Source organism: Bradyrhizobium sp. CCGB20 (genome assembly GCF_024199855.1).
Lineage (GTDB): Bacteria > Pseudomonadota > Alphaproteobacteria > Rhizobiales > Xanthobacteraceae > Bradyrhizobium.
The window spans coordinates 8,009,454-8,031,661 of sequence record NZ_JANADN010000001.1 but is presented as its reverse complement, the minus strand read 5'-3'; the positions used below and the strand labels follow the sequence as shown (position 1 = coordinate 8,031,661).

16 protein-coding genes and 6 pseudogenes are annotated in these 22,208 nt (G+C 57.9%); 10 read left to right on the top strand and 12 right to left on the bottom strand.

Annotated features, from left to right (window positions below; genetic code table 11):
* Positions 1 to 413: 413 nt before the first annotated feature.
* Positions 414 to 1,166, bottom strand: a complete 753-nt coding sequence (locus tag NLM15_RS37730) for a prephenate dehydrogenase (RefSeq protein ID WP_254123052.1) — start codon at positions 1,164 to 1,166, stop codon at positions 414 to 416.
* A 780-nt stretch (positions 1,167 to 1,946) separates the two neighbouring features.
* Here NLM15_RS37730 and NLM15_RS37725 point away from each other — a divergent pair.
* On the top strand, positions 1,947 to 3,626 hold the full coding sequence (locus tag NLM15_RS37725) for a pyridoxal-dependent decarboxylase (protein WP_254123051.1): 1,680 nt from the start codon (positions 1,947 to 1,949) through the stop codon (positions 3,624 to 3,626).
* A gap of 15 nt (positions 3,627 to 3,641) precedes the next feature.
* Positions 3,642 to 5,102 (top strand): condensation domain-containing protein, encoded by a 1,461-nt coding sequence (locus NLM15_RS37720; RefSeq protein WP_254123050.1) that lies wholly within the window; start codon positions 3,642 to 3,644, stop codon positions 5,100 to 5,102.
* A 312-nt stretch (positions 5,103 to 5,414) separates the two neighbouring features.
* Here the strand turns inward: NLM15_RS37720 and NLM15_RS44180 are convergent, their stop codons facing one another.
* Complete coding sequence (locus NLM15_RS44180; RefSeq protein ID WP_375166911.1) at positions 5,415 to 5,648, bottom strand: ribbon-helix-helix protein, CopG family; 234 nt, start codon at positions 5,646 to 5,648, stop codon at positions 5,415 to 5,417.
* 192 nt (positions 5,649 to 5,840) lie between these two features.
* On the opposite strand from NLM15_RS44180, the gene NLM15_RS37715 reads away from it, so the two are divergent.
* Both NLM15_RS37715 and NLM15_RS44175 read left to right on the top strand, forming a co-directional pair.
* Positions 5,841 to 6,221, top strand: coding sequence for a hypothetical protein (locus NLM15_RS37715; protein WP_254123049.1), 381 nt, complete (start codon positions 5,841 to 5,843; stop codon positions 6,219 to 6,221).
* Positions 6,122 to 6,646 carry a transposase gene (locus tag NLM15_RS44175; RefSeq protein ID WP_375166953.1) on the top strand — a complete coding sequence of 175 codons (525 nt, stop codon included), beginning with the start codon at positions 6,122 to 6,124 and terminating at the stop codon, positions 6,644 to 6,646. Before NLM15_RS37715 ends, NLM15_RS44175 begins: the two co-directional genes overlap by 100 nt.
* Here NLM15_RS44175 and NLM15_RS37710 read toward each other — a convergent pair.
* Together NLM15_RS37710 and NLM15_RS37705 are read right to left on the bottom strand one after the other, a co-directional pair.
* Entirely contained in the window at positions 6,531 to 7,034 is a 504-nt protein-coding gene (locus NLM15_RS37710; protein ID WP_254123048.1) for a hypothetical protein, read from the bottom strand. The genes NLM15_RS44175 and NLM15_RS37710 overlap by 116 nt on opposite strands.
* 1,307 nt (positions 7,035 to 8,341) lie before the next feature.
* Entirely contained in the window at positions 8,342 to 8,824 is a 483-nt protein-coding gene (locus tag NLM15_RS37705) for a recombinase family protein (protein WP_254123047.1), read from the bottom strand.
* A 528-nt stretch (positions 8,825 to 9,352) separates the two neighbouring features.
* Between NLM15_RS37705 and NLM15_RS37700 the strand changes: the two are divergent.
* Both NLM15_RS37700 and NLM15_RS37695 read left to right on the top strand, forming a co-directional pair.
* A pseudogene (locus tag NLM15_RS37700) lies at positions 9,353 to 9,618 on the top strand (IS110 family transposase); the annotation flags it as partial.
* Positions 9,619 to 10,177: 559 nt separating this feature from the next.
* On the top strand, positions 10,178 to 11,140 hold the full coding sequence (locus tag NLM15_RS37695) for a medium chain dehydrogenase/reductase family protein (RefSeq protein WP_254123046.1): 963 nt from the start codon (positions 10,178 to 10,180) through the stop codon (positions 11,138 to 11,140).
* A gap of 437 nt (positions 11,141 to 11,577) precedes the next feature.
* Here the strand turns inward: NLM15_RS37695 and NLM15_RS37690 are convergent, their stop codons facing one another.
* Entirely contained in the window at positions 11,578 to 12,156 is a 579-nt protein-coding gene (locus tag NLM15_RS37690) for a hypothetical protein (RefSeq protein WP_254123045.1), read from the bottom strand.
* A gap of 62 nt (positions 12,157 to 12,218) precedes the next feature.
* Here NLM15_RS37690 and NLM15_RS44170 point away from each other — a divergent pair, with 62 nt between their 5' ends.
* A complete protein-coding gene (locus NLM15_RS44170) occupies positions 12,219 to 12,437 on the top strand; it encodes a ribbon-helix-helix domain-containing protein (protein WP_375166910.1) in 219 nt (72 codons plus the stop codon).
* A gap of 634 nt (positions 12,438 to 13,071) precedes the next feature.
* On the opposite strand, the pseudogene NLM15_RS37685 reads toward NLM15_RS44170, so the two are convergent.
* Positions 13,072 to 13,869 (bottom strand): annotated as a pseudogene (locus NLM15_RS37685) (IS5 family transposase).
* A gap of 193 nt (positions 13,870 to 14,062) precedes the next feature.
* Here NLM15_RS37685 and NLM15_RS37680 point away from each other — a divergent pair.
* Together NLM15_RS37680 and NLM15_RS37675 are read left to right on the top strand one after the other, a co-directional pair.
* Positions 14,063 to 14,320 (top strand): hypothetical protein, encoded by a 258-nt coding sequence (locus tag NLM15_RS37680; RefSeq protein WP_254123044.1) that lies wholly within the window; start codon positions 14,063 to 14,065, stop codon positions 14,318 to 14,320.
* A 108-nt stretch (positions 14,321 to 14,428) separates the two neighbouring features.
* Positions 14,429 to 14,815: pseudogene (locus NLM15_RS37675) on the top strand (IS3 family transposase); the annotation flags it as partial.
* Between the two features lie 93 nt (positions 14,816 to 14,908).
* Here the strand turns inward: NLM15_RS37675 and NLM15_RS37670 are convergent.
* The 6 genes and pseudogenes from NLM15_RS37670 to NLM15_RS37645 form a co-directional block, all read right to left on the bottom strand.
* Positions 14,909 to 15,409, bottom strand: a complete 501-nt coding sequence (locus tag NLM15_RS37670) for a hypothetical protein (RefSeq protein WP_254123043.1) — start codon at positions 15,407 to 15,409, stop codon at positions 14,909 to 14,911.
* Between the two features lie 220 nt (positions 15,410 to 15,629).
* Entirely contained in the window at positions 15,630 to 16,544 is a 915-nt protein-coding gene (locus NLM15_RS37665) for a S1 family peptidase (RefSeq protein ID WP_254123042.1), read from the bottom strand.
* A gap of 46 nt (positions 16,545 to 16,590) precedes the next feature.
* Positions 16,591 to 17,922 carry a hypothetical protein gene (locus NLM15_RS37660; RefSeq protein ID WP_254123041.1) on the bottom strand — a complete coding sequence of 444 codons (1,332 nt, stop codon included), beginning with the start codon at positions 17,920 to 17,922 and terminating at the stop codon, positions 16,591 to 16,593.
* A gap of 153 nt (positions 17,923 to 18,075) precedes the next feature.
* Complete coding sequence (locus NLM15_RS37655) at positions 18,076 to 18,231, bottom strand: hypothetical protein (protein WP_254123040.1); 156 nt, start codon at positions 18,229 to 18,231, stop codon at positions 18,076 to 18,078.
* A 124-nt stretch (positions 18,232 to 18,355) separates the two neighbouring features.
* Positions 18,356 to 18,505, bottom strand: a pseudogene (locus NLM15_RS37650) (DDE-type integrase/transposase/recombinase); the annotation flags it as partial.
* Between the two features lie 1,344 nt (positions 18,506 to 19,849).
* Positions 19,850 to 20,600: pseudogene (locus NLM15_RS37645) on the bottom strand (IS5 family transposase).
* 915 nt (positions 20,601 to 21,515) lie between these two features.
* Here NLM15_RS37645 and NLM15_RS37635 point away from each other — a divergent pair.
* Positions 21,516 to 22,162, top strand: a pseudogene (locus NLM15_RS37635) (DDE-type integrase/transposase/recombinase); the annotation flags it as partial.
* Positions 22,163 to 22,208 lie beyond the last annotated feature (46 nt).

Below are 22,208 nucleotides of genomic sequence, written 5' to 3'. Positions count from 1 at the left end.
CTGTGCGATGGAGAGCAACTCGGCTCGGCCGCCAAGCCCACTCCAAATTGCGTCGGTTAGTGTCGCCTAAACAGACCTGCGCGGCAGCTACCAGCATTGGTTGGCCTCCGGCATGGGTCGGTCCATCAGGATCCATTCGCCGTAGGGCCGCGTTTTCGCTCGATCGCAGATCGCAGTACGGCGGCGACAACTCTCAACGTTCGTCTCGATGATGGTGCCGTGGTGGACGAGATGACCCGCTTCGCAAAATCGTGCCGTTATGAAGGTGGTATAAGACTCACCGGAGACCCCAACAAACCCTCTGGTCGGCAGCGCCTTTGGCGCCGCGGTCCCGTGCTGTCTGCATTCAGTCGGCCAGAAAAACTGCACATCATCACAACGTGGCGTCGATAGTATGAAGAATGCGGGTTAGTTCAGTCGTGCTGATCCAACATCGCGCGCGTCGCTTCCGCGAGTGAAAAAAAGCGTTCTCGAATTCCGGCGGCGTAGGGATTCTCGCGCTCGATTGCGAGAAATACGCTTGGGGCGTCGTGTCTGACCATTTCTGTGGCTTGGATCAGATGATCGAAGCTCGCCGTCGTCAATCGCCTCGGCAGAGGCTCCATGCGCACGAGGACCTTGGCGACAAGATGCGTGATCCCCTGGACAATCGCGGCTTCCCGATCGTGCTCCTCCGGCGACACAATGTGCACAGTGAGCCCGAGCATGCATCGCAGGAAAGCCCCAATTCTGAGGACCGAGCGGCCCCGCACAGGGCACAGCGCGATCTTAAGTCCGGCAATTCCATCGCGGGCACTTCCTGGCCCGAACAGAGGGTGCGTTCCAACGATCTCAACGAACGACGGTAGCTCAGCCCTCATCACCTCGACAGGGCGCATCTTTACTGAGCCGACATCGACTACAATGGCGCCCGGACGAAGGTGTGGACGAAGTTCTTTGATTGCGGCTGCCAAATTGGCAACAGGGACTGCAAGGATTACGAGGTCGCAGCGTCCCACATCCGCGATACTGCCGCGCTGTACACAATCGAGGCCATGGACTTCCGCAGACAGCTCAGGATCGTAGGCAATCAGCGAAAAATACGGATGCAGATGTATCGCAACGAGACGACCAAATGCGCCAAAGCCGAGTATGCCGACTAACTTGACATCCAACTTGAGCGACATCCGACGGCTCCGTTAGCTGCACAACGGTAGTAGCCCGACCGCTTTGCTTGCATTCGCTTTAGACGACAAGCGTCGTCAATCCCCAAGCAGTTTTGCCCCACATCGGGTCGCACAGAATGCTTTCACAATCCTTTGCTTTTGGCGTTCCCCGTGGCAGAGATATTGCGCAAGGCTTGGATCAGCACTTGGAAGAGGCGCGTCGCGCATGTGCATAGTCTATCTTGAGGGCTATCCGATAGATAGCTCCGCCGAGTGACATCACGTCAAGCGGGGTTAGGTGAGCCGGCCACAGCGGTGGAATCGGCCGTGCCGATCTTAGATGTGCGGGACTTTTTGACGATAAGCTTGATCTGCTGCACATCGGTCAGTCTCTGAGAAGATAATTCTGGAGGGGACGAGTCTGCCGCGCTACAGGTTGCCGCACTGCCAGCGGAAGCAAGCGTAAAGCCAAGAACTATACAAGCGCGCCTTGCCCTGGTCGAAAAGCCACCGCCGCTCTTCCCACTCTCCCTCCGCAGCGGATCGGTAGCCTGAAACAGGTCTTCTGCCCCCGGCTCCCCAAGCTCTGATCAATTCTACGGATCCGATTGATCTCGTCTACCTGCATATTCTTGTAGTTGATCGGCACTATGACTGGTGCGAAATGACTGTCGCACCTCGTGCTACTCTGCCTCGAAGGCCATGCGGTAGTCGTAGGAGCGAACGCGCGCCCCTGAGGTCGGCTAGGCGAAGCGCGCCTTTGATGATTTTCAGCCATTCCGTGGACAGATTGTCGAAGCCATGAGTCAGCTTGATTGGGACGCCTTTTGCAGGTCGGAATTCCTACTTCCGAACGAGGCCAACTTTCCCAAATTGGAAGATAAACTCCGGTTCCTGATTGCGCGTCTCAGAGCCACTGCAGGTGGAAGGAGTGGGCGCAGGCCTGTCGCCCCCACAGGAATGTACAAGGAGGAGAACGTTGGCTTCGAGATCCCTGGTGGTACTTCGTCCTTCGAGGAGGCGATGTCGGACACGTGTCAGTACTTCGATGGTTGCATCCGGTGGCACGACCCGCGCGCCCTTTTCAACATTACGCCGTCGCCGTTGCTCGACACTGTCGCCCTCGCCGCGATCACGAGCTTGTACAATCCCAACGGCCTCTGGGATCACACCTCAGGTAAGCTGCTGTTAGCTGAACGGCGTGTTGTTTCGGCGCTAGCGGGACTCGCCAGATGGGACGCGAGGTTGGCCGGCGGTGTCTTCACGTCTGGCGGCAAGGCAACTCTTATGTACGGCATCAAGGCCGGCCTGAATAAGACTGAACCAGAGGGAGTCGCCAAGGGGTATCGCACCCGCCACCGCGTGCTAGCGAGCGCCACCGCGCACTTTTCCCTTGAGAGCATTTGCAATTTCCTTGGTCTCGGTAAGGAAGCGACCATTAGGGTGCAGACCGATGCTCGCGGGGGCATGGATCTAGCGTCCTTGGAGCAAACCATGACGGAATTGCTGGCGAGCGGGGATGTGGTTTCCGCTGTGATTGTGAGCGGCGGCGCTACTATGAATGTAGTCGCAGATGACTTCGATGGCGCCAGAAGGGTGATCGATCGCGTTTGCGCTAGGGCGGATGTACCGCTCCCGCAACTGCACGCTGACCTGGTTATCTCATGGCCTTGGTTGATGTTCGATTCGGAGAGTACAATCCCGCGCTATTTGTCGCCGGCGACTGTACAGAGGATAATGGAGTTACATCGACGTGTCGCTGCTGTCAGGGTTGCGGATTCCTTCGGCGTCGATTTCCACAAGACTGGATTGTGCCCCTATTCGTCGAGCGTTTTCATGGCTCATGACGCCGCTTCGCTTCGCTCGATGGACTCGGCGATCCGGGATCAGACAAAGGAATGTGACTTCGGAGATGCGTCAAACTTCGACCGGACCTTGGAAAATTCGCGAACGTGCCAAGGGATCATCACCGCCTATCACGTGCTGCGTCGGTTGGGAAAGGGGGGATTCCGAGAATATATTGGCCGCGCGTTGCGAGCGCGCGAGGTGTTCGTGGAAGAGCTCGCGCCCCTCGAGGATCTTGAACTAGTAAATACGGATACCTTGGGCTTCGAAGTGATAGTACGTCCGGATTTCTACAGAAAAACGCCGGAATTTAGAGACATCGATGCTACGCCAGAATCAAGCGAGGCGCTCCTTTACAAGGATCGCTGCGAGCAGTTCTGGTCATTTCTGAACCAGAACGAGTTCAATGTTGAAAACGACACCCCAGTCGTCGGCTACGTGCCGCGCTTTGTCGATCATCGCTATAGGAGCGGTGCTCCAGCCTTTTTGCTCTACCCGGTTTCCGTGCACTTGGATCGGATGTGCATCCGAGATGTGCTCCGGTCCCTCCGAAACGCGAAGACCCACTTTGAGCGGCGCCTGATCAACGGAACCGAATTCGCGAGGCCCCGAATGCGTCTCGATCCTCCGAAGTGAGAGGGTGAGATTCTGATGGAAGCATATGGCATTCACAACCTACGGCCAGCCAATCTGGAACGCGACCAAGAGATTTTGTCGAAGTGGCCAAGTACGCAAACGCGAAGCTCGCATGGTCAGGGACAGGAATTCTCAGCTCAATCGTCGCGTGACTCTCACCCGGTTTTGGTTGTTCCGAAATTGGATAACTCCGGTTTGCCGCAAATGTCGACCCCCTTGCTTGATCTTCCCCTTTCGATATCCCAGTCGTGCTACCGAGACGTTGCGATGCCCGCCGGCAGCAACTCTTCATGCAACGTGATAATTGAGTTCGTCGGCCCAAAATCGTACCCGCAGGACAAGGTGCTCTGGGCTCTAGCGGTGCTCTGTAAGCGCCACGACGCGTTGCGGACATACTTTAACGCAGATCCGCCAACGCAACAGGTGACGTTGGACGCGTCAGGGATGGAGCCAGATCGCCTCGAGGCGGCCACCCAGCTGTCCAGTTATCCGGACTTCCTAACCGTCATAGAGTTCAGTCGGGCGAAACGGCTGGAATTTGCGGAAACTGTTATAGATCCATTGGTCTGGCCCCTGTTTCGGATCGCTTCGTTCGGCGAACCTGCGGAAGGGCATGCCTTCGTCCTTTGCGCGCATCACTTGATTGCCGACGCCCACGCCCTGGAAATCTTCGTGTCGCAGTTTCTGGGAATTCTGAACGGATCGATGGGCGTGGGGCGGGACAGCATCGTGGAAGCGACGTATTGGGAGTACGCAAGATGGCAGAGGAGAGAGCGAGAAGCCGTCGCCGCGCGAGCGGCGCGGGACGTGTGGCTCGATCGATTCGGCACCATTCAGCGGTACACCTCGCTAGGCGCAGTCTCTGCTATCGGAAGAAGCCATGGCGTCCTCAAGACACTGGAACCAACAACCGCTGGGGGCGTGCGGCGCCTCGCGCGTGCTTCGGGGGCTAGTGTCCTGGCGGTGATTCTCGCAGGCTATGGTATCGCGCTGCGGCGGCATTTCGATGTGGAGCCGGTGCTCGCTGTACCGGTACTCGCGCGCCCCCTGGAAAAGCATCACACTATCATAGGATGCTGTGCCTTGCTGGCAGTCGTCTACCCGGCAACAGAAGGCCGCGCGAAGGCACTTGTCGCGTCAGCGAACGAGTGTCTGGCTCAGCTGCGCAGCTGCTCTACCTTCAGCATATTAGACCTCGAGGCGCGACTCGGCATTGGCAGGCCTTCAGGCCGCTATCCGGTAACCACCCTCATTCTCAATCAGAAATTCGTGCTGCCGAGCGAAGGGGCGCTGCCGCGTGAAAGCCCAAGAGATCTTGGAAGAGAGATTGGCTTCGATCTACAGCTGCGCGTCAAAAGAATGGGCGACAACATAATGCTCGACTACATCTATCGATCGGACGTCCTCGCCGACGATACGGTCGTACGTTTCCACTCTAGCGTGGACCGCGAGCTTCGCCGATTGGTATGGGGCTAGAGCAAGCTGAAGTGGCGACGTAATCGCGGGATAGAAGAGAGGGTGCAGTCAGTCCGATTGCGCCTAATGCGAGACGCCTCTCAATCGCCGCGATGCGTTCGAGCGTGTGGTCGATCTCTATGCGATACTCCTTGGTGTTCTCGACTTTTGCTCTCAAGTCATGAAGACATCGAGATATCGGCTATTTCTCTTCGAAGCTCTTGGAACTTGCGAGTTGTTTGAGCACGAAACTCCTCGATCCGATCTTCGTCGCCATGTGCGCGACGATAAAATCGAGACTTTCCTGAACACCATTTGGCTTCGCATTTCATACTATACTTCTATCTTATCCTGCTTCATGACCTGCGCAACTGGAGTGCCGCACGCCGCATTGTGCGGACAGTCAGGAGCTGCAGTGCGCGAGCCAACTTCCCGACTGAAGTAACGCCGCAACACTTCGCGAATTAACTTAGAGCGAGTCCGGCGCTCTCGCACTCTCACCCGCTCGAGTTTAGCGAGCATCTCGAGTGGCAGAGAAACCGAAAATATTGACGTGGTGCGCGACATAATCGAAATCTAGCGTCCACACCTTTTTGATGCCCGATAGGTGCTTGTGCCAAATCGGCAAAATACGACTCAGCTGCGAGCTATTCTCGTTTTCCGTACTAGAGCATTCTCCGACCGGAATGGATCGGTAGGGATTCCCAAAACGGCACGAGTCAGATTCAAGCGACATGCTGACGAAGGAGGTCAGCATGCATGACCAGGGCGGTTTCAGTTGATCTTCGCCAGCGGGTGGTAGCCGCGATTGACGGTGGCTTGTCCTGTCGACAGGCCGCAGAGCGTTTTGGTGTCAGCGGCCAGCGCGATCCGCTGGCGCAGTCGCCTCAAGGGGTTGGCGACATCGTTCCTAAACGCCAGGGCGGTGGCCGCAAATCGCAGCGCATCGAAGCACATGCACAATTGATTTTGGATGCGGTGACAGCGAAGCCGGATATCACGCTCGCCGAGTTGCGAGAATTGTTGAAGCGTCGTGGAATATCGGCCGGCATCGCGTCGCTCTGGCGTTTCCTCCAGCGCAGAAAGATCACACTCAAAAAAAGACAGCGCACGCCGCCGAGCAAAGGCGCCGCGATATAAATGCCGCGCGTGAGGAGTGGTTCGAAGGGCAAATCGACCTTGACCCTGAGCGCCTCGTCTTCATCGATGAAGCCAGCGCCGACACCAAAATGGGGCGGCTTTACGGGCGCTCACCACGCGGTGAGCGATGTCGTGCGGCTGTCCCACACGGACATTGGAAGACGACGACATTCACCGCTGGATTGCGCTCCGACGGTCTAATCGCGCCGCTTGTTCTGGACGGTCCAATGGATGGCGACGCTTTCCTGGCCTACGTCGAACAATTGCTCGCCCCATCGTTGCGGCTGGGCGATACCGTTAGAGGAAGCCTCAGGGCGCACGCCGCGCAAAGTATCGCGCTACAGCCTCGGATAGTTTCACAAACAGCCGAGGCACTGCTCTCACCAAATCTCCGAGTGATTTGTAATAGGCATCGATCAGTTTGAGATCTAATTCCTTGTCGAGGATATGACTATTCACTCGTGCTGCCCTCGCAAGCCCATTGCGACAGCAACGTATTTCTCGAATGATTTCGGAACGTAGTGCTCGCGACGCGTCGTCCGTCCCCTGCACATCGTTCCACTTCGAATACAGGTCATGAAAATCCTGAAGGTGCTGCCAGATTGCCTTGCGAAAGACTCCTCCGTCCGGCAACCAGCTCGCGTGATCGGTGAACTGATTGAGTGTTGCCCTTACACGCTGACATTCTGCTTCTGAAATCCCGGTCTCGGCGACAGGAGCAAAATCATCGAGGAACCGCGGCAAAGCATCTGACCGAAATCGATCCATTGCCAATGCTGGAGTGTTTCTGCGTAATGGTTCGTGGGTACGCATGATACGCATCCTTGGGTGGCAAGGATAATACAGGCTTTGAAAAAGAAAAGAGCCGCGAAGCGGCTCTATGAGGTGGCTCTGTGGCGGGCTAAGCCTTTCTCCCTGATGGACGTATCCAGGACCGGATGACCCGGAGTGTTTTCCCGAGGCGTGAGCCCCAGCGTATCCCGGACCACAGATTGCGGTGCAAGATCACCTCTTTAGAGTATTTAGTGCGCTGCACAAAAAGTCAACGCCGCAGGCTCTGATAACTCGCCGATCCCAGACGTGGCAGAAAGTCGTAACAAACATGAACACGAAGTCGTTTCACACGCTCAGAGCTTCTTCGTCGGTGGCTAGCTGACATATCTTTGCTTGCGCAGAATCCTGTTCCAATCGCGCAATGGCAAGAGGCTGTCGCTTGATGAAGCGCACACAAAGTACCGACGCAACGGATTATGCCTGAGGAGGAGCTCTCTCTCAATCTGAGCAACGAAGCCCGGATTAGGCAGCCAGCTTATTACGGATCCCAGATGCTTTTCAATCACCGCGATGCCTTCGAGCGCGTGGTCGATCTCTATGCGATAGGCGTTGTCCACGGACGGAAGCATGAGCTCGCGGCGTGACGTTCAATCGGGAGGCTTGACATCATCGGGTTCATCACGGAAGGCCGTGTACCCATCATAAACTCAGCGCAAAATGTCGCGATGGGCCAGGAACGGTCGTCTCAACTCACCCGCATGAATGACCTGGCCTCACTCGCGGGAGCGTTCTGGCGGTTGAGGATTGTTGGCCGGATGCTGTCGAACTTAGATGTTTGATCGATGATCCCCCTACGGGCGACCGGACTGCAAGTCCGCTTCTAGCGCGTCAGCAAGCTCCCTTTCATAGACCTCTTGATCATCCACGTAGAGAGTTAAAGGATTACAAGTATCTTTCCTTCTTCGTCGGATCTTCGATCGCTGCTTTCGTCCACCGATAGAGCGGATAACTTTCGACGCCGTTTTCCTTCGCCGCGGCGACATACTCCGCAAAGGCGTCGAACTGACATTTCGGTGCCGCGCCATGCCCCGAGAGTATATCGAATAGAGGCCTCCGTGCCGGATCGTGAAAATTTCGACGTATTGATTCCGCTACCGTTGTATCGCAGACATCAAACCTAACTTGATACTGCCACTGAGAGGTCACGAGGCCCTACGGGTTCGTCATACGCTGGTTCATTCTACGCCAGTTCGCTCTGGTTACAAAACGAGACATCGCCGCTCAAAGCGCAGTAGCCCGCTTGGGCCAGGAGGAGACATTCGGCTAGGTTCTTTTCATTTCGGAATTCATGGCAACGCAGACTGGCCGATCGGCGCCTGGCGGCTAGAGGTGGCACAGCCCCGAGGATCCGCGGCGAGGGCGAGGAGGGCATCAAAGCGGCTGCGTTGTCCGAGTGCGATATCTGCAAGAAAGTCGCCGGTCGGCTTACCTTCGTTTGTAGCAAGGTTGATGCTCTCTTGTACAAAGCGAATATCGACGCCAATGTCAGCGAGATCTTGGATTGTGCTCCAATCTTTGAGATTGCGGGAGCTTTCGATCTTGTGAAAGATGGCTCCGGAGGCTTTCTGTTTTTTCAGCGCCCCAACCATCCGGGTGAATTCGCCGCGGCCAATCGTTGCACCCGTTTCTTGCTCTTCAAATTCTTCGTCAATCGAAAGGTTATTGCGCTGCGCGAATGCAGTGATCGCAGCTCGTTGTTCCTGCAGATATGAGCGGTGTACGCCTTGTTTGACTGTTGAGACGCGTACGTATGCGAAGTGCGATTTCATGCCATTGACGAATATTCCGAGTGTAACTCAAGGATTGGAAGTTGACGAATCGCGTCGTATGTCCTCAGCGAAGACTTCGCTCTACTATTTCCCAACCGATGTCCATGCATCCGGTATGGCACGGTGAATAAACTGCGGAATTGTTAGTCTATGTTGCGCTCATAGCGAGAGCCTACCTCCGCGGTCGATTGAAGTTAGGCGCACATCGTCGTCTGGCGTGGTCTGACCAAATTGCAAGATATCGCCCTCGGTTTCCTGGGGGATGGTCGCGCGTGCGGGCGAGATAGCCGCCGAGCATCGCGATTTGCAAAAGGTAAGTTTCGAGCGTTCGGCGAAGGATGCGCGGTCTGCAACGTGCCGCATCGATGCGGTGGAGTGTTTCTATCTCGGCAGGGGTAAGGACAGTCTCAGGTCTCGCATCCGGTTGAGCGCGCGCGGACATGGTGATCCAAAAGATGCGCCAGCTGACGACAGTGATGAGGGCGAGCAGCTTCACCAGCCGCTCGGCAGTCTGCAATCTCGGGTCCTCGGCGCCAATCCGGAAAGGTCGATTATGACGGCCATACATCCCGACGTGGCGACCTCCCTTACGAGGGCTTCTCTACGTAGCGGCAGCGGTCATTCTGACGCGCAGCTTAACTCACAGCTCGCTGCGCACCTGGGGTCTGCAGCTTCGAGAGAGGATCGGCTTCAAAAGAGCTGCCATGGCTGTGGCCCGCAAACTGGCGGTAATAATGCATACGATGCTTAAGACCGGCGAGCTGTTTAACCCGGAAGCCGAAGCCGCCGCATAAGTCCCGATCGCGTTCGGACCCCCGAACGCCTAAGGCGTCCCTGCCGGGACGTGAGCCGAGCCATTCGGCTGATGATGTTGCTTTGCTGACTCAGCAAAGCGCGTCGTCCACATTGAAGGCTCGTCCCGCGAAGCGCCATCATGCGGCGGCTGATGCCGATCGCGAAGACAACCATGCACCCGGCAGTGTCTCCTCAGCGATTATATGCTTGACGCCCCGGCAGCGATTAGACAACAGCATCCGAAGCGGACTGGCTTGACCGGTGCGACAGCCGTCGGACCGCCTGATTTGAGCCAGATCAAGGCAGAACTTCAGGTCAGCATTATTCTTTGTCACGTAATGATGAGACCGCAGAATAGCTGCGGACCGGTGCTATGCTTGCGCTGGATTACGCGATTGCAGGGAGATCACCCATGATCAAGCCGCGCAATCGAGTTGTTCAAGTTAGCCGTTTCGGTGATCCCGAGAGGCTGGAGGTGATCGATGCTCCCCTGCCGGCTGCTGGTCGGGGAGAGGTGCGGTTCGTGTACTTGCGTCAAGCCTCAATTACACCGAGGTATTGATCAGACGCCATCTATACCCGCAAACGATGGGCCTCCGCCCGCCGTTCGTAATGGGCTACGACGTTGTCGGGGAAATCGATCAGCTCGGTGAAGGCGTGCACGATCTTCAGATTGGCGACCACGTGGCCGACATGACGGTGGTTGGATCAAACGCCGACTATCGTACGCTTCGGGCGAACGACGTGGTCCGCGTGCCGACCGGCGTAGACGCGGCGGAAGCGGCTACTCTGATCTTGAGCTGGACGACGGCGTACCAGCTTCTGCAACGCGCGGCCCGGGTGCAGCGAGGCCAGCGCCTGCTGGTGCACGGTGCCGCTGGCGCCGTCGGCCAGGCGCTGATCATGCTTGGACGGCTGGCCGGTCTCGAGCTGTGGGGTACCGTGCGCGGCGAGCACATAGCGCTCGTCCGAGAGCTAGGGGCAACGCCGATCGACTACGAACATGAGGACTTCACGCGCGTCGTGCCGGGCGGATTCGACGTCATCGTCGATGGAGTTGGCGAAGACGGCTATCGCCGCTCATACGCGGCGCTCAAGCCGGGCGGCCTGCTCTGCGCCATCGGCTTCTCTGCGAGCGTGCAGGCACAGCGTCGCATGTTCCACATCCTGATGGAGATCGCGCGCCTGTACCTGTGGAGACTGTTGCCCAGCGGCAAGCGCGCTCGCTTTTACTCGGTCAATGCGATGCGAGCGCGACACCCTACCTGGTTCAAGGACGACCTGGAACGGCTGTTCAGGCTCTTGGCGACTGGCGCTATCCGGCCGCGCGTCGCCGAGCGGATCGCCTTCGACGAGGTCGCCGAAGCTCACCGCCGGCTCGAGGCGGGCAGTCTCGAGGGCAAGCTCGTGCTGTGCCCGGATCTTTCACGCGACACGATCGACGCGCCGCCGGACATGGCGCGCGGCTTGGAGGACCAATCTGAACAAAGTGGCTCGTCAGCTAAGCGAACAACCACGTGAGACCTTGCAATTTAAAACCCCAGCAGAGAGATTTAACGACTGTGTTGCGTCGATCGGTTGAGCCGGCCGCGTCAAATAGGGCGCAACAAGCGCCCACTCGTCATCGGAAACGTCAGAAGGATAGGCTCGCGGGGAATCGACATCCCGCAAACCTCAACGTCTACGGTTAATCAGTCCTAATAGCCTCTAGCCGTCTGCTGAAAAACCGGCAAAACCGCCTGTGATTTGGTCTCGATATTGGATTTTGCGAGGAGTTGTTTTGCCGAGCAGTGATTGTCGCGCCGATCGGCGGCCTCAAGCCGTGATCAGCTTGGGTATCCGGATGAGATTATAGGCAATCAGATTAAGCAGGAAATCGCCGAGCACGCGAGCGCAGCCGCGATGTTTGGTCTTGCGCATGGTGCCGTGCTGCTTGCCCCATCCGAAGATACATTCGGCTATCGCCCGGCACGTTTGCGACATCCCGTAGCCGGGATGCCGGGTCGTGCGGCCATCGATCGCGCTTTGGCGTCCACTCGGATTGCCGAGATTGTACTGGGCAACATGGGCGTAACGTTCATCGCGCGCAGCTTGGCGACGTGATCGGCGGTGTCGTAGGCCTTGTCCTCGCCGACCGTAATACGGCAGCCGGCTTCCTTGGCCTTGGCTTTGAGCATGTCCTCCGAGGCGCGGCGTTCCGACATCCCCGTGGCATGCGTGACGCTGCCCGCCACTCCCAAGCCGTTCCGGTTCTCCATGGTAACGTGCCCCATGTAGCACAGCCTTGCTTCCTTGCCCTGTCCCTTCCGATACAGCCGGCTATCCGGATCAGTCACGCTGGCATGGGTCTCGTTCTTGCGCTTCTCGCCGTGGAAGTTGGCGCCATTATGGTCGCCGCCCGAGCCATCCTTCGGCTGGAAGCTCTTGTGCCAAGCCCACGCCTCGATCAGCGTGCCATCCACCGAGAAGTGCTCACTCGACAGCAGCGGCTTCACATCCGGATGGTTCAGAAGCTTTGTCATGAACTTGGAAAACACCTCACCGTTCTCCAGCCGGGCGCGATTCTTCGTGAACGTCGTCGGCCTGTAGGACGCGCCCGTTGTGGCTAACATGTTTGCAATTTCGGCAACTTCGCACCCCTGCGCGGGCTTCATCTCGTAGAGAGGAGTTGCTCGGCTATGGCACGACAACAGCAACGCTCTCAATATCCTTGCCTCGTGAAATGGCAGGGCAGCTTGAGCATGTCCGAAGGCTAGGGCATCGCACTTGCTCCGAGCTTGTTCGGGAAGCGTTGCGGCGATACTTCGACACATATTAAACTTCACTGACACGTGCTATAATGCATCGTGAAGTATGAAAATTGCTGCTGAACGATTTTTCTTCATATCGTCTTGTATACTCGTTGCACAAGGCGTTGCGCAAGTCATTTTCAGCTTTGTCGCAGATCCTCTGCCTCTAACGCTCGTGCAAAAAGTCGTTCCTGTGGCCCACTATGGCGCTGCAATCGGTCTATTTGGGCTCTGGTTGCTCGGCTTCATTGTTTTTATATTTGGCTCTGTTCGCAAATTGAGAGTGGGAACTTGAGAACTTCCTCGATGCAAGATGGTCATGTGGTGGCATGTCTTGAGCCCGAATTCGGGCCTAACTCGTAGGAGTCTTTTCGATGCTACGAAGTTCGTTACTGCTCTGCATCACGTTGGCAGGCGCTGCTGTTGCCTCCCCCGAAGTGGTGCATGCGCAGGCGTGCGGTTATTCATGTGTTCAGGTCGTCAACCGCTTTGGACAGCTTCTCTACCAATGTGCCCCGAGAGGGTGTGGTCTAGGTCAGCCGTCGGAATGTACGGATACCTAAATCGTCGGCCCGTCAGATATCCACCCAACGCGGCATGGCGGCCGTACTCGGTTTATCGTCCACAACCTGCGCGGCCCAGAGGTTGGTATCCAAGTCGCCGTTATTGATAGGTGCCACTTGGTGCTACGCAGCGCGTACGACGATCATCTTCAGTCTGAGCGCATCGCTCGTAGTCTTTGACAAGTCTTCGGAAGCGTGTGGCCCACGCGAAGGAGCGTTCGACGACCCATCGCCTTGGGAGCAGCACGAAGCCTCGTTTGGCCTCCGACAGCTTTATGACCTCGAGGGCAATGCCGTGTTCTGCAGCCGCCGTTGTGGGCTTGTCGCCTATGTAGCGCTGGTCAACGAAGGCGACTTCGACGCTCTGACCCGTCTCTGCCTGAAAGCGTCTTGGCGATCCGGCCAATCTCGGCGCGATCGTCGGTGTTGGCGGGCGTGACATGCAGCGCGAGAAGATGGCCGAGCGTATCGACGGCCAAATGCAGCTTCGAACCTTTCTTGCACTTGGCTCCGTCGTAGGCGCCGCGGGCGCCACTCTCGGGCGTCGAGCGCAGAGTTCGACTGTCGATGATGGCGGCGGTCGGCCGCGCGGGTCGTTCCAGCCGCAAGGCGCAGGATAACGCGCGATCCTCGGCCAGGGCTTCAAAGCAACCCGCGCGCAACCACCGCTGCGCCTGTTGATAAACGATTTCCCACGGCGGCAAATCGTTCGGCATCCAGCGCCACGGCGCGCCGGTCTTCACGATATAGCGCAGGCCGTTGAACACCTGGCAAAGCGCGTGCGTCCGCTGCGAGGCGTCCTCGGGAAAAGTGTCAGATAGGGGGCAACAAGCGCCCACTCGTCATCGGAAACGTCAGAAGGATAAGGCTCGCGGACGAGACTCGGCGTCGAACGAATTCGTCAAAATTGGATCGAAGAAGCTTGAATCGTACGCGATGTCAGATTGTACAAGCAAGCGTTTGAAGCGTTTACAATCCTACACAGTGTTACGTTGTATTATCTGAGGGGGCATTCGAACTCTATGCTCCGCCGGCGGACTTCTGGACCTCTACCGTAGAGCTTGCTAACCGGTGGAAGTTTCGCGGCGAGATTGTCCTCCGCCGCATCCTGTTCAGGCCCTGGTAAACCGCAAGATCGCGCGGCGGCAACACCGGCGTGGACGATTTTCCTTGATCCGGTGCCGCAGCCGAATACGACGCCTCAAGCGTACAAGGCGATCTTCAAGGCTGAGCGCAGCGGCGAGCTGTTCCTGTACGTGAACGATGCCGCGATCGGACTGCCGTGGGTATACGATGCATTCTACTCGAACAATGGAGGCCAGGCGAAGGTTACAGTTAGGTTGATGTAACTTCTCCAAGATGTCGTAATGGCCCTGCTCCGACTGGCGACGGCCATGGTCAGGCGGCACATTCTTCCGACCTAGAAGACGACAAGCTTCCAGGGCAGTTGACAGCGATTAGACGACAAGAAGCTGTTCCCGCTCTATCGGGAAGAGAGGCTCCTGGTCCGTCGTGGTGGCCGCAAGCGGGGGCTCGGACCAGGGCGCCGATGGTGGTGCCGATAGTGCCGAATGACCGCTGGTCGCTCGACTTCGTCTCGGATCAGCTCACCGATGGCGGCCGCTTCCGCATCCTGACCGTGGTTGACGAGTACACGTGCCCGGGCGGCTCGGGAGCTTGACCCGCTGATCATCGAGCGCGGCAAGCCCAAAATGGTGGTTAGCGACAACGGCACCGAAATGACCCGCAACGCCATCCTGAAATAGGTCGATCAGGGCCGCGTCGCCTGGCATTACATCGCACCCGGCACGCCGACGCAGAATGCCTTTGTCGAATGCTTCAACCACGAAATCTGGCTCTCTCCTGCGCGTCCGTTTGCAGCCATCTAGAACGATATGAGGAAGAGGCGCCCCGCATCGGACTCGCGGCGCGGACGTTCAGTCTTGAGCACCCTCATATCCGGCAGGACCGAAGTCGCGAGCCGTCCATTCCTCTCCGGGCTCTAGGTCGGTTAGATCAACTACAACGCCCGTGCCTTCAACAGTCCACCCTCCCATCTTGATTGCGCCCTCTTTCGTGGCCATGCGGCGAGAGATAATCACTTCATCCGTAGCTACGTTGTAGAGCTTGACTTTGTAAACGGTAGTTCTCGTCATCTCTATTTCCATTTGCTCGTGATCTGCGTCGTAGACGGATCCGCGCAAATGGATCAGCACAAAGTTGCCGTGCCTTGGCAGTCGAGCGAGCTTGTCGAGGATGTGCTGCGGAGCTCCCTGTTTGATCTCTACGCCGTATCCGTAAACCAGTCCGTCGTCGTTGGCGATCTCGTGTATCACATACTCGATTTCATTTAGCTCATCGGGTGTGAGGTCAAGTGCCGCGGCAATCGCCTCGGCTTCCTCGCGGCCGTATTCATCTTCAAGCTGCCTGCTGCTCATGCTGCCAATGCCCTTTTCCTAAAGATCGACTTCGTCTACATCGGATCCTAAGCATATGCTCCAAAGCCTTTGATTAAAGTGAGCGTAGCTAGTGTCTAACTACCTCGAGTGGCGTCTGCGCGCGATCTAGCGACAGAGGCTCTCTCGGCTGCTCGGAATAACCACTTATTACCAGCTCGAAAGTTGATTTCCTCCGCGCGCTTTAAACTCGAGTACGAAGTCACAGCACAATCAGCCCAACGTTCAACCGCATGAACACGTCATCAATCGCATGCGCAAGCGCATAGTCGTTCAAAGGGCTCACATCGTCTTCGCCCGCAAAGTGCAAACCTACCGCTCTGCTTGTAGAGCGTTCCACCCACAACGAGCCGGAGTCGCCTTCCAAGCTCAGAGCAGCCGCCGGCGCCGCCTTATCGGGTACCAATCGGAATCCCTGCATCCATTCTGGCCCGTCTCCGAAACCGGTGTAGTCGATCCTATAGGTACCGGCTACGCCATCAATCAGCGCCTGCGAGACGCCGGATACTGCACCGCTCTTGATCGCCGACATTCCTAAAGCGGGCGCGACCGTGGCCGTTGGCACGACCGCGGTTCCGAACAATTGCTCGCTCAGATCCATGTGGTCGGCGAGCCGTCCGAGGGCAGCATCGAACTGCTCCGACAGGCGAAGCCACCGTTCCAAGTTCGCCACCTCATTAGGGGGGCTGCTGCCTAGATCCATCGGCCCTGGCTGGCTAATCGGATCCCCGGCCGATGCTTCGGGCCCGCCGCAAAGCACGTGCCAATTGCTCAAGAGATAGCGTTCTTGAGTCGTGAGGTCGCGAACTATGGCTCCTAGTGTACCTGTGCTCCGCTGCTTGAGATTGCCCACACTGAGACCCGGCTGGACGAGACGCTGGGGCGCGCGCGGAGTTCCGGCGTGAGGGCTGTAGCCGATCTCCAGGACATCGAGGTCGATGCCATCGATCTTGTTCGGCAGTCTCTGGTCGATGGGCAGACGAGACAGACGCTGCTTCCGGTTCATATGAAATCGAACCGACAGCCGGTCGGTACGCATACCATCCTTGAAGGCGAACCCGTAGTCGACCCCGCAGACGCCATCCAGCGATCGAGCCATCCGCTTGGCCTTGCTCAATGCCGTCGCAGCACGGGAAGATGGCGAGCGCACCATTGGCGGACGATCACTGCGAGTTGAATGGCACCGACCAAAGAAAGTCCGTTCGCAATCGTCCGGCGGCGTACGCGGGATCGTTCTGAAGATCGGGCTTGCCGCGGAAGATTGGAAGGAACACTCGTCCCCCTTGGCCCTGCCAGTCAGGCCGCCAAGCGGACCGGTTGTGGCAGTTCATACAGTTGCTCACCGTGCCATTGCCCGATCCACCATCCGGATCCGGAAAACCCGCCTCAAGCCACGGATTGAAGGCGATATGCGGCTTTCCGTCCGGCTCGCGCGGCAGGTCCAAGTCGTAGGTCGCGCTCATGAGGAAATTGCGCCAGACCCCGACAACCTTGGCAGGCCGGTCGGCAGCGAAAGGGCCATCGTCGGGCCGGTCGTGCCACCAGAGAGTCGCCCAAACCCAGTCGTCGATCTCTTTGGTAGTCAGATGGGAAGCCACCAGAACCACGTAGTCGCCTTCCTGCAACGGTCGGCCGAGCGCAAGCTCCGCCGCTCGGGCCAACCGGTCGTTCGCCATCGCGTTCTGGGCCGTCTGTGCGTCGAGCTTGACCGCATGGAACGCGTCAATGCCGACTAAATGCGAATTGGGAAACTGCTTGCCAAGAAAGAATACCGTCCGGGTCGCGTTGGGAGGAACGTTGGTCTGGTTCGGGTCGACCGCAACGACGCGCGCCCAAGTCGTGAACGGGTTACCAGCGGGACGGGGCGGATTGCTCTCAGGATCCCAGACGGGCAATGCAGTGACCTGATCCCGGGCAATCGGCCACCACACCGTCTTCAGCGAGATCGCTTCAGACGGAAAGACTGGAATTATGCGATTGCCGGGAACGACCGAATCCGGCGCACCGTTTGCTCGTAGCGCGTCGAGCTCCACGGTGAGATAGAGCCGATTTGTGCGTACGTGCTTGTAGCCCGCGTAGTTGTAGAGCACCTCCGACAGTAGAGCAGTCCCCGCAGCTTGCGGCACGAGTTCACCGGGTATGGCCGACAACTGGGCGGGCTGCTTGAAGCGCCGCACGATGCGCCGTGGTCCCACCGCCTGCGGCTCCGGCCCGACCTTAAAGACCTCATCTTCCGAGAACCATGTTTCGAAGATCGGGTACTTCCCATCCGGCGTCGTCTGGGTCATGCCCGCAAATACGTTCCAGACGTGGAGGCGCTGCGCAGGAACGTTTGCCGATGTCCGATATTGCTCAAGTGTCTGCTTGTTTGCGGGATAATCGAAACCTGGCGGTATATCGAAGTAACCGACCGGCGGCTGTTGAGCTACCGCCGCCAATGATCCGCATAAAATTGAACAGGTGACGAAACAAACAATCGATCGCAGCTTCTGCATGAAAGCTCCTCGAGAAAATCGGCGCACCGGGCCCAGCTCAGGGCTGATAGCCGCCGTCGATCCAACTCTGGAACAGTGCAATCTTCTCCGCCGACCAGGGGCCGTCCCCACCCCTCGCAGGAGGTGGCGGCATCACCGGCCCGCCCTGCGCCTTCAGTCTGCGAAAAATCCGATCAGCATTGTCTTGACGTCGCCGTACTTGGAAAGATCGCAGAACCACATCATGTGATTGATGTCCGTCTGCGTAAACAGTGGTCTGATGTCGGTGGCAAATCCTATCAGCGGATTGCCATTTTCGGCGCCAGACATTTCTATGCTCCGGCCAGCTTCTCTAAACTGGCTTATCGTTTGCCACAATCGACTAGCATTTTACACTACGTGTTCTAGTAGGCGGTGTCGTGTTCACATTGGCTCGGACGGAGGGATTCGTGATGCCAGAGGCCACGAGCGCCTGGTCGAGTGTGGCCGTGACGTCGGCGGAAGCCATCGCTGGACAACGCTGCCAGCCCACGATGTAGCGTGAGAAGTCGTCAAGCACGGTCGACATATAGTACCAGCTCCATCCCGCGAACTTGAATGGAGTAAGAAGCGCATATCCCCATCAGCCTTCGCGCGGACTCGGTGGTCGATTTATTGCTGATGGTGATCGGGTTTGCGTCGGACAAGCCTTCCCTTTTGATCGGCGAACAGCACGTTGGAACTGTCTTTGAGCTGGCGAACAGCCCATGGGCCGCTTCTAGTGAAATGTATTTGGGAAGGTGAGCATCTTAGACCTTTGGCATTCAATTAGTTTAGCCGACCAATGCAGGTAGGTGCCTGCGGGATCTCCCGGCTATATAAATTGGAGGCTTCCTGGTGGATGCACCCATCGGATAGCGCGGTGATCAGCTTTGCTATTTGAGGCGGTAAAGCTGGCCACTGAAGTTAGCGGCGCGTGATAGGGACAGCGCTTGCGTGCTCGCGACGCCTCAAGCGCCGAGTCACGTTGTTGCTGATTCCAATGGCAGCGCGGGCGCGGTAGGGACAGCGTCGGCTTTTCGCATGTTTCCCGGCGTCGAGTCGCGTCCGCGCTGCCCAAGGGTAGATCGCGCCGGTTGAAGCTAGGCGCATAAATGGTCATGTGCGGGATATCGCGTGTCGATCAGATCAGGTCGGATCAGCAACGAGCTCATTGAACCTCTGAGGGTCTGTGTGATCTCCCCACATCCCTAAGTCCCCAGAGCCTGAACATCCCCGCAAATGGCTGAGCATCGCCTCATTCGTAGGGACATAGACAAGCTCGGTCACGCACGGCAGCGAACTCGACTAACTAGACGCAAGCCGTGCAACGTTTCCGCTCGGGGCGTCGCGGGCGCCCGCCAGGGAAGCCTACCAGTTTCGGTAATAATTCCGAGTAGGGATCAGTGGTATTCGTTGCAGATACGGATATCCGGGGCGGGAGGATTCCAAGCCTAAAAGAGTGCCGGGCGCCTCAGGGCCGTCGAATATTCACTGTGTTTGCGGCAGGGCAATCAACAAGGCCCACCACGTATGCTCAGCGCCGAGCAAATAGCTGAAGCCAAGAAGCGAGTTCGCTATCAGGGACAAGAGAAGCTTCACCAACACGACTGCATCAGGATCGCATACGAGTAGCTCGATGCGCAGACGACGACGAAGAGATTCTTGACGCGCACCCACCCAATCAAACATATCATCGAAAGGTGGGGCGGGAGATACGTTCATCATCAGACGTGGAAGTTGCGGCGGAAATACATCCTCGTATCAAGGGAAAGTATCCTCATTTTAATATCAGTTCTCGCCTTACACCCCCCCTCTGATCGACGCCTGGCAGATATTTCGGAGGCCAGAACACAAGGTTACCAACTTACGTCGGCGCACATCACGCAAACGTATTTTCGAATCGAAGAACCCTAGGGCTGAGACTCGATCAGAGCCAGAAGGCGACGGCGGTTGCGAGCGCCACGGCGGACAGGAAATTGGCGGCGAGCTTGTCGTAGCGGGTATGGACGCGCCGGAAGTCCTTGAGGCGGCAGAAGGCGTTCTCGATCAAGTGGCGCCCCGGTAGCGCTGCTTGTCATATCGGATGGTGCGCCGGCGGTTGCGGCGGCCGGGTATGACGGGCGTGGCGCCTGCTTGGCGGGCGAGGCGGCGTAACCGGTCGGCGTCATAACCTTTGTCACCCAGCAGGTATCGCACCGGCCCGGCCCGTTCGAGAAGCGCGGCAGCGGCCTTCATGTCGCTGACATTGCCGGGTGTCAGCATCAGGGCATAGGGACGGCCAATGACGTCAGTGAGCGCGTGGACCTTGGTCGTCCAGCCGCCGCGCGAGCGACCGATCGCCTGGGCCGCACGCCCCCCTTTGCTCCGAACGCCGCGCGTTGCGCCTTGATGTAGGTGCTGTCGATGGCGGTGCTCTTCGTGACCGCCCCTGCCTCCACCAGCGCGTCGAGCAGCTTGAGCCAGAAGCCTCGGCGCGACCAGCGGTTGAGCCGATTGTAAATCGTTGTCGAAGGTCCGTAGTCGGCCGGGCAATCGCACCAGCGGCAACCGACCTTGAGCACGTGCAGGATGCCGGAGATCACGCGTCGGCCATCGACGCGCCGCGCGCCGGGCTGGTTCTTCGGCAGATGCGGCTCGATCGCCGCCCACGCCGCATCCGACAACCAGAACAACGCCATACGTCGCCTCCCGAGATCCACCCCCTCTGTGAATCAGGAAAACCGAACGTGCTCAACCCGCTGATTGGGTTTTGACCCTAGATGGGATCATCATGCCATCATAATGGCAGACCCAATCTGGTCAGGGCAAGCGAATGACAGCTTTGAAGGCAGAGAGGTTTGTCGTCGGCGCCCGCTTTAGAGGGGCTGGGGAATATTCCGGCGCCTGTAGCTAGATTGCAAAATACGGGCGGACGAGGCGACGCAGAACGCGACACGCACGCACAATCAACAGCGTACTTTCGGCGGACGATCAGATATCGAAATCGCCGGAGTTTACGAAGAGGCATTCAGCGCGAAAGCACCTGGTCGCGCAAAATTCAACGAGATGCTCCGAGATTGAGAGGCACGGCTCGTGGGTCGTCGCGTGGGCGCCCGACCGCCTTGCGAGATTCGATTGATGGCGGACGGCTATCCTTGGCCGCACGAGGAGCGATTGCGGCATTTAGGGAGGCTCACCTTTTCCAGGAAGAACGGAATCCGTTTCGTCCTTGAGGTAAGTCAGCATGGTGTTACAGGCGTCCTCGGCCTCAGCGAAGCTTTGGAGGGGCGAGCCTAGAACCCTGATCGCGCCACGGCTCGGGTCGACGCCACGACGCGACGTAGCCCAACCTTCCAAAAAAGCCTGGACCAGTGGGGCTCTGGAAGCTGATCACGAACGAATAGTTGTCGCTGCTTGCGCTCCATATGTCCATGTCTTCAACTGCACGATGTAATTCCAGGGGCATCAGAGGCTGTTCGCCGGGCCAGGCGAGAACGAAACTGCTGTGGGCGGACGCCGGGCCGGGTCAATACACCGCAGCTCTGGGCAATTCGTGTTTCGTCGCCAAGCCATGGCATCGCTCTCCTACACCCACGGCAATACGCGGCGTCAGCACGCTGGACAATCTCGGGATCCCACACGCGCCACGTTTTATCGCTGGTGTGATCGCTACCGTGAGCGGCATTGAAGCGCTGGCCGATCATCGGTCCCGGCCCGACCGGGTCTGGAATCGCATCCCCGACGATGTGCGGGGCCAGATCATTGCTTTAGTGTTGAAGGCGCATGACCTCATCACCTGCCCGGCTTATATGGTGATCAAGGCAGCGAACGAGTTCAAGGACAGACCACCGCCATCAACCAGCTCCGGCAGACCGACTCTACCTACCTCAAGATCACCGGCTGGGCTGGTACTACCTGTCGACCGTCGATGACTTCTCGCGCTACATCGTGGCCTGGAGGCTTGGTCCCACGATGTGCGCCTCCGACGTCACGGCCACGCTCGACCAGGTACTCGCGGCCTCCGGCCTTGACCATATCACCGTCGCGCACCGGCACCACCTGCCTGGCGATCTCGAACGGCAGGTACGTGCCTTCGTCGAGCACTACAATCATGTCCGCTATCATGAGAGCATCGACAACCTCACACCTACCGATGTCTACTTCGAGTAGGGCCGAAGCGATCCTTGCAGAACGCAAGCGCATCAAGCTTGTCACTATCGCAAACCGGCGCTTGCACAATTGCGAGCAGCTTAAACTCTAACCCCTGATGAGCGAGAGCCTCCCTTTTCGAAAAGCCTGATCAGTCT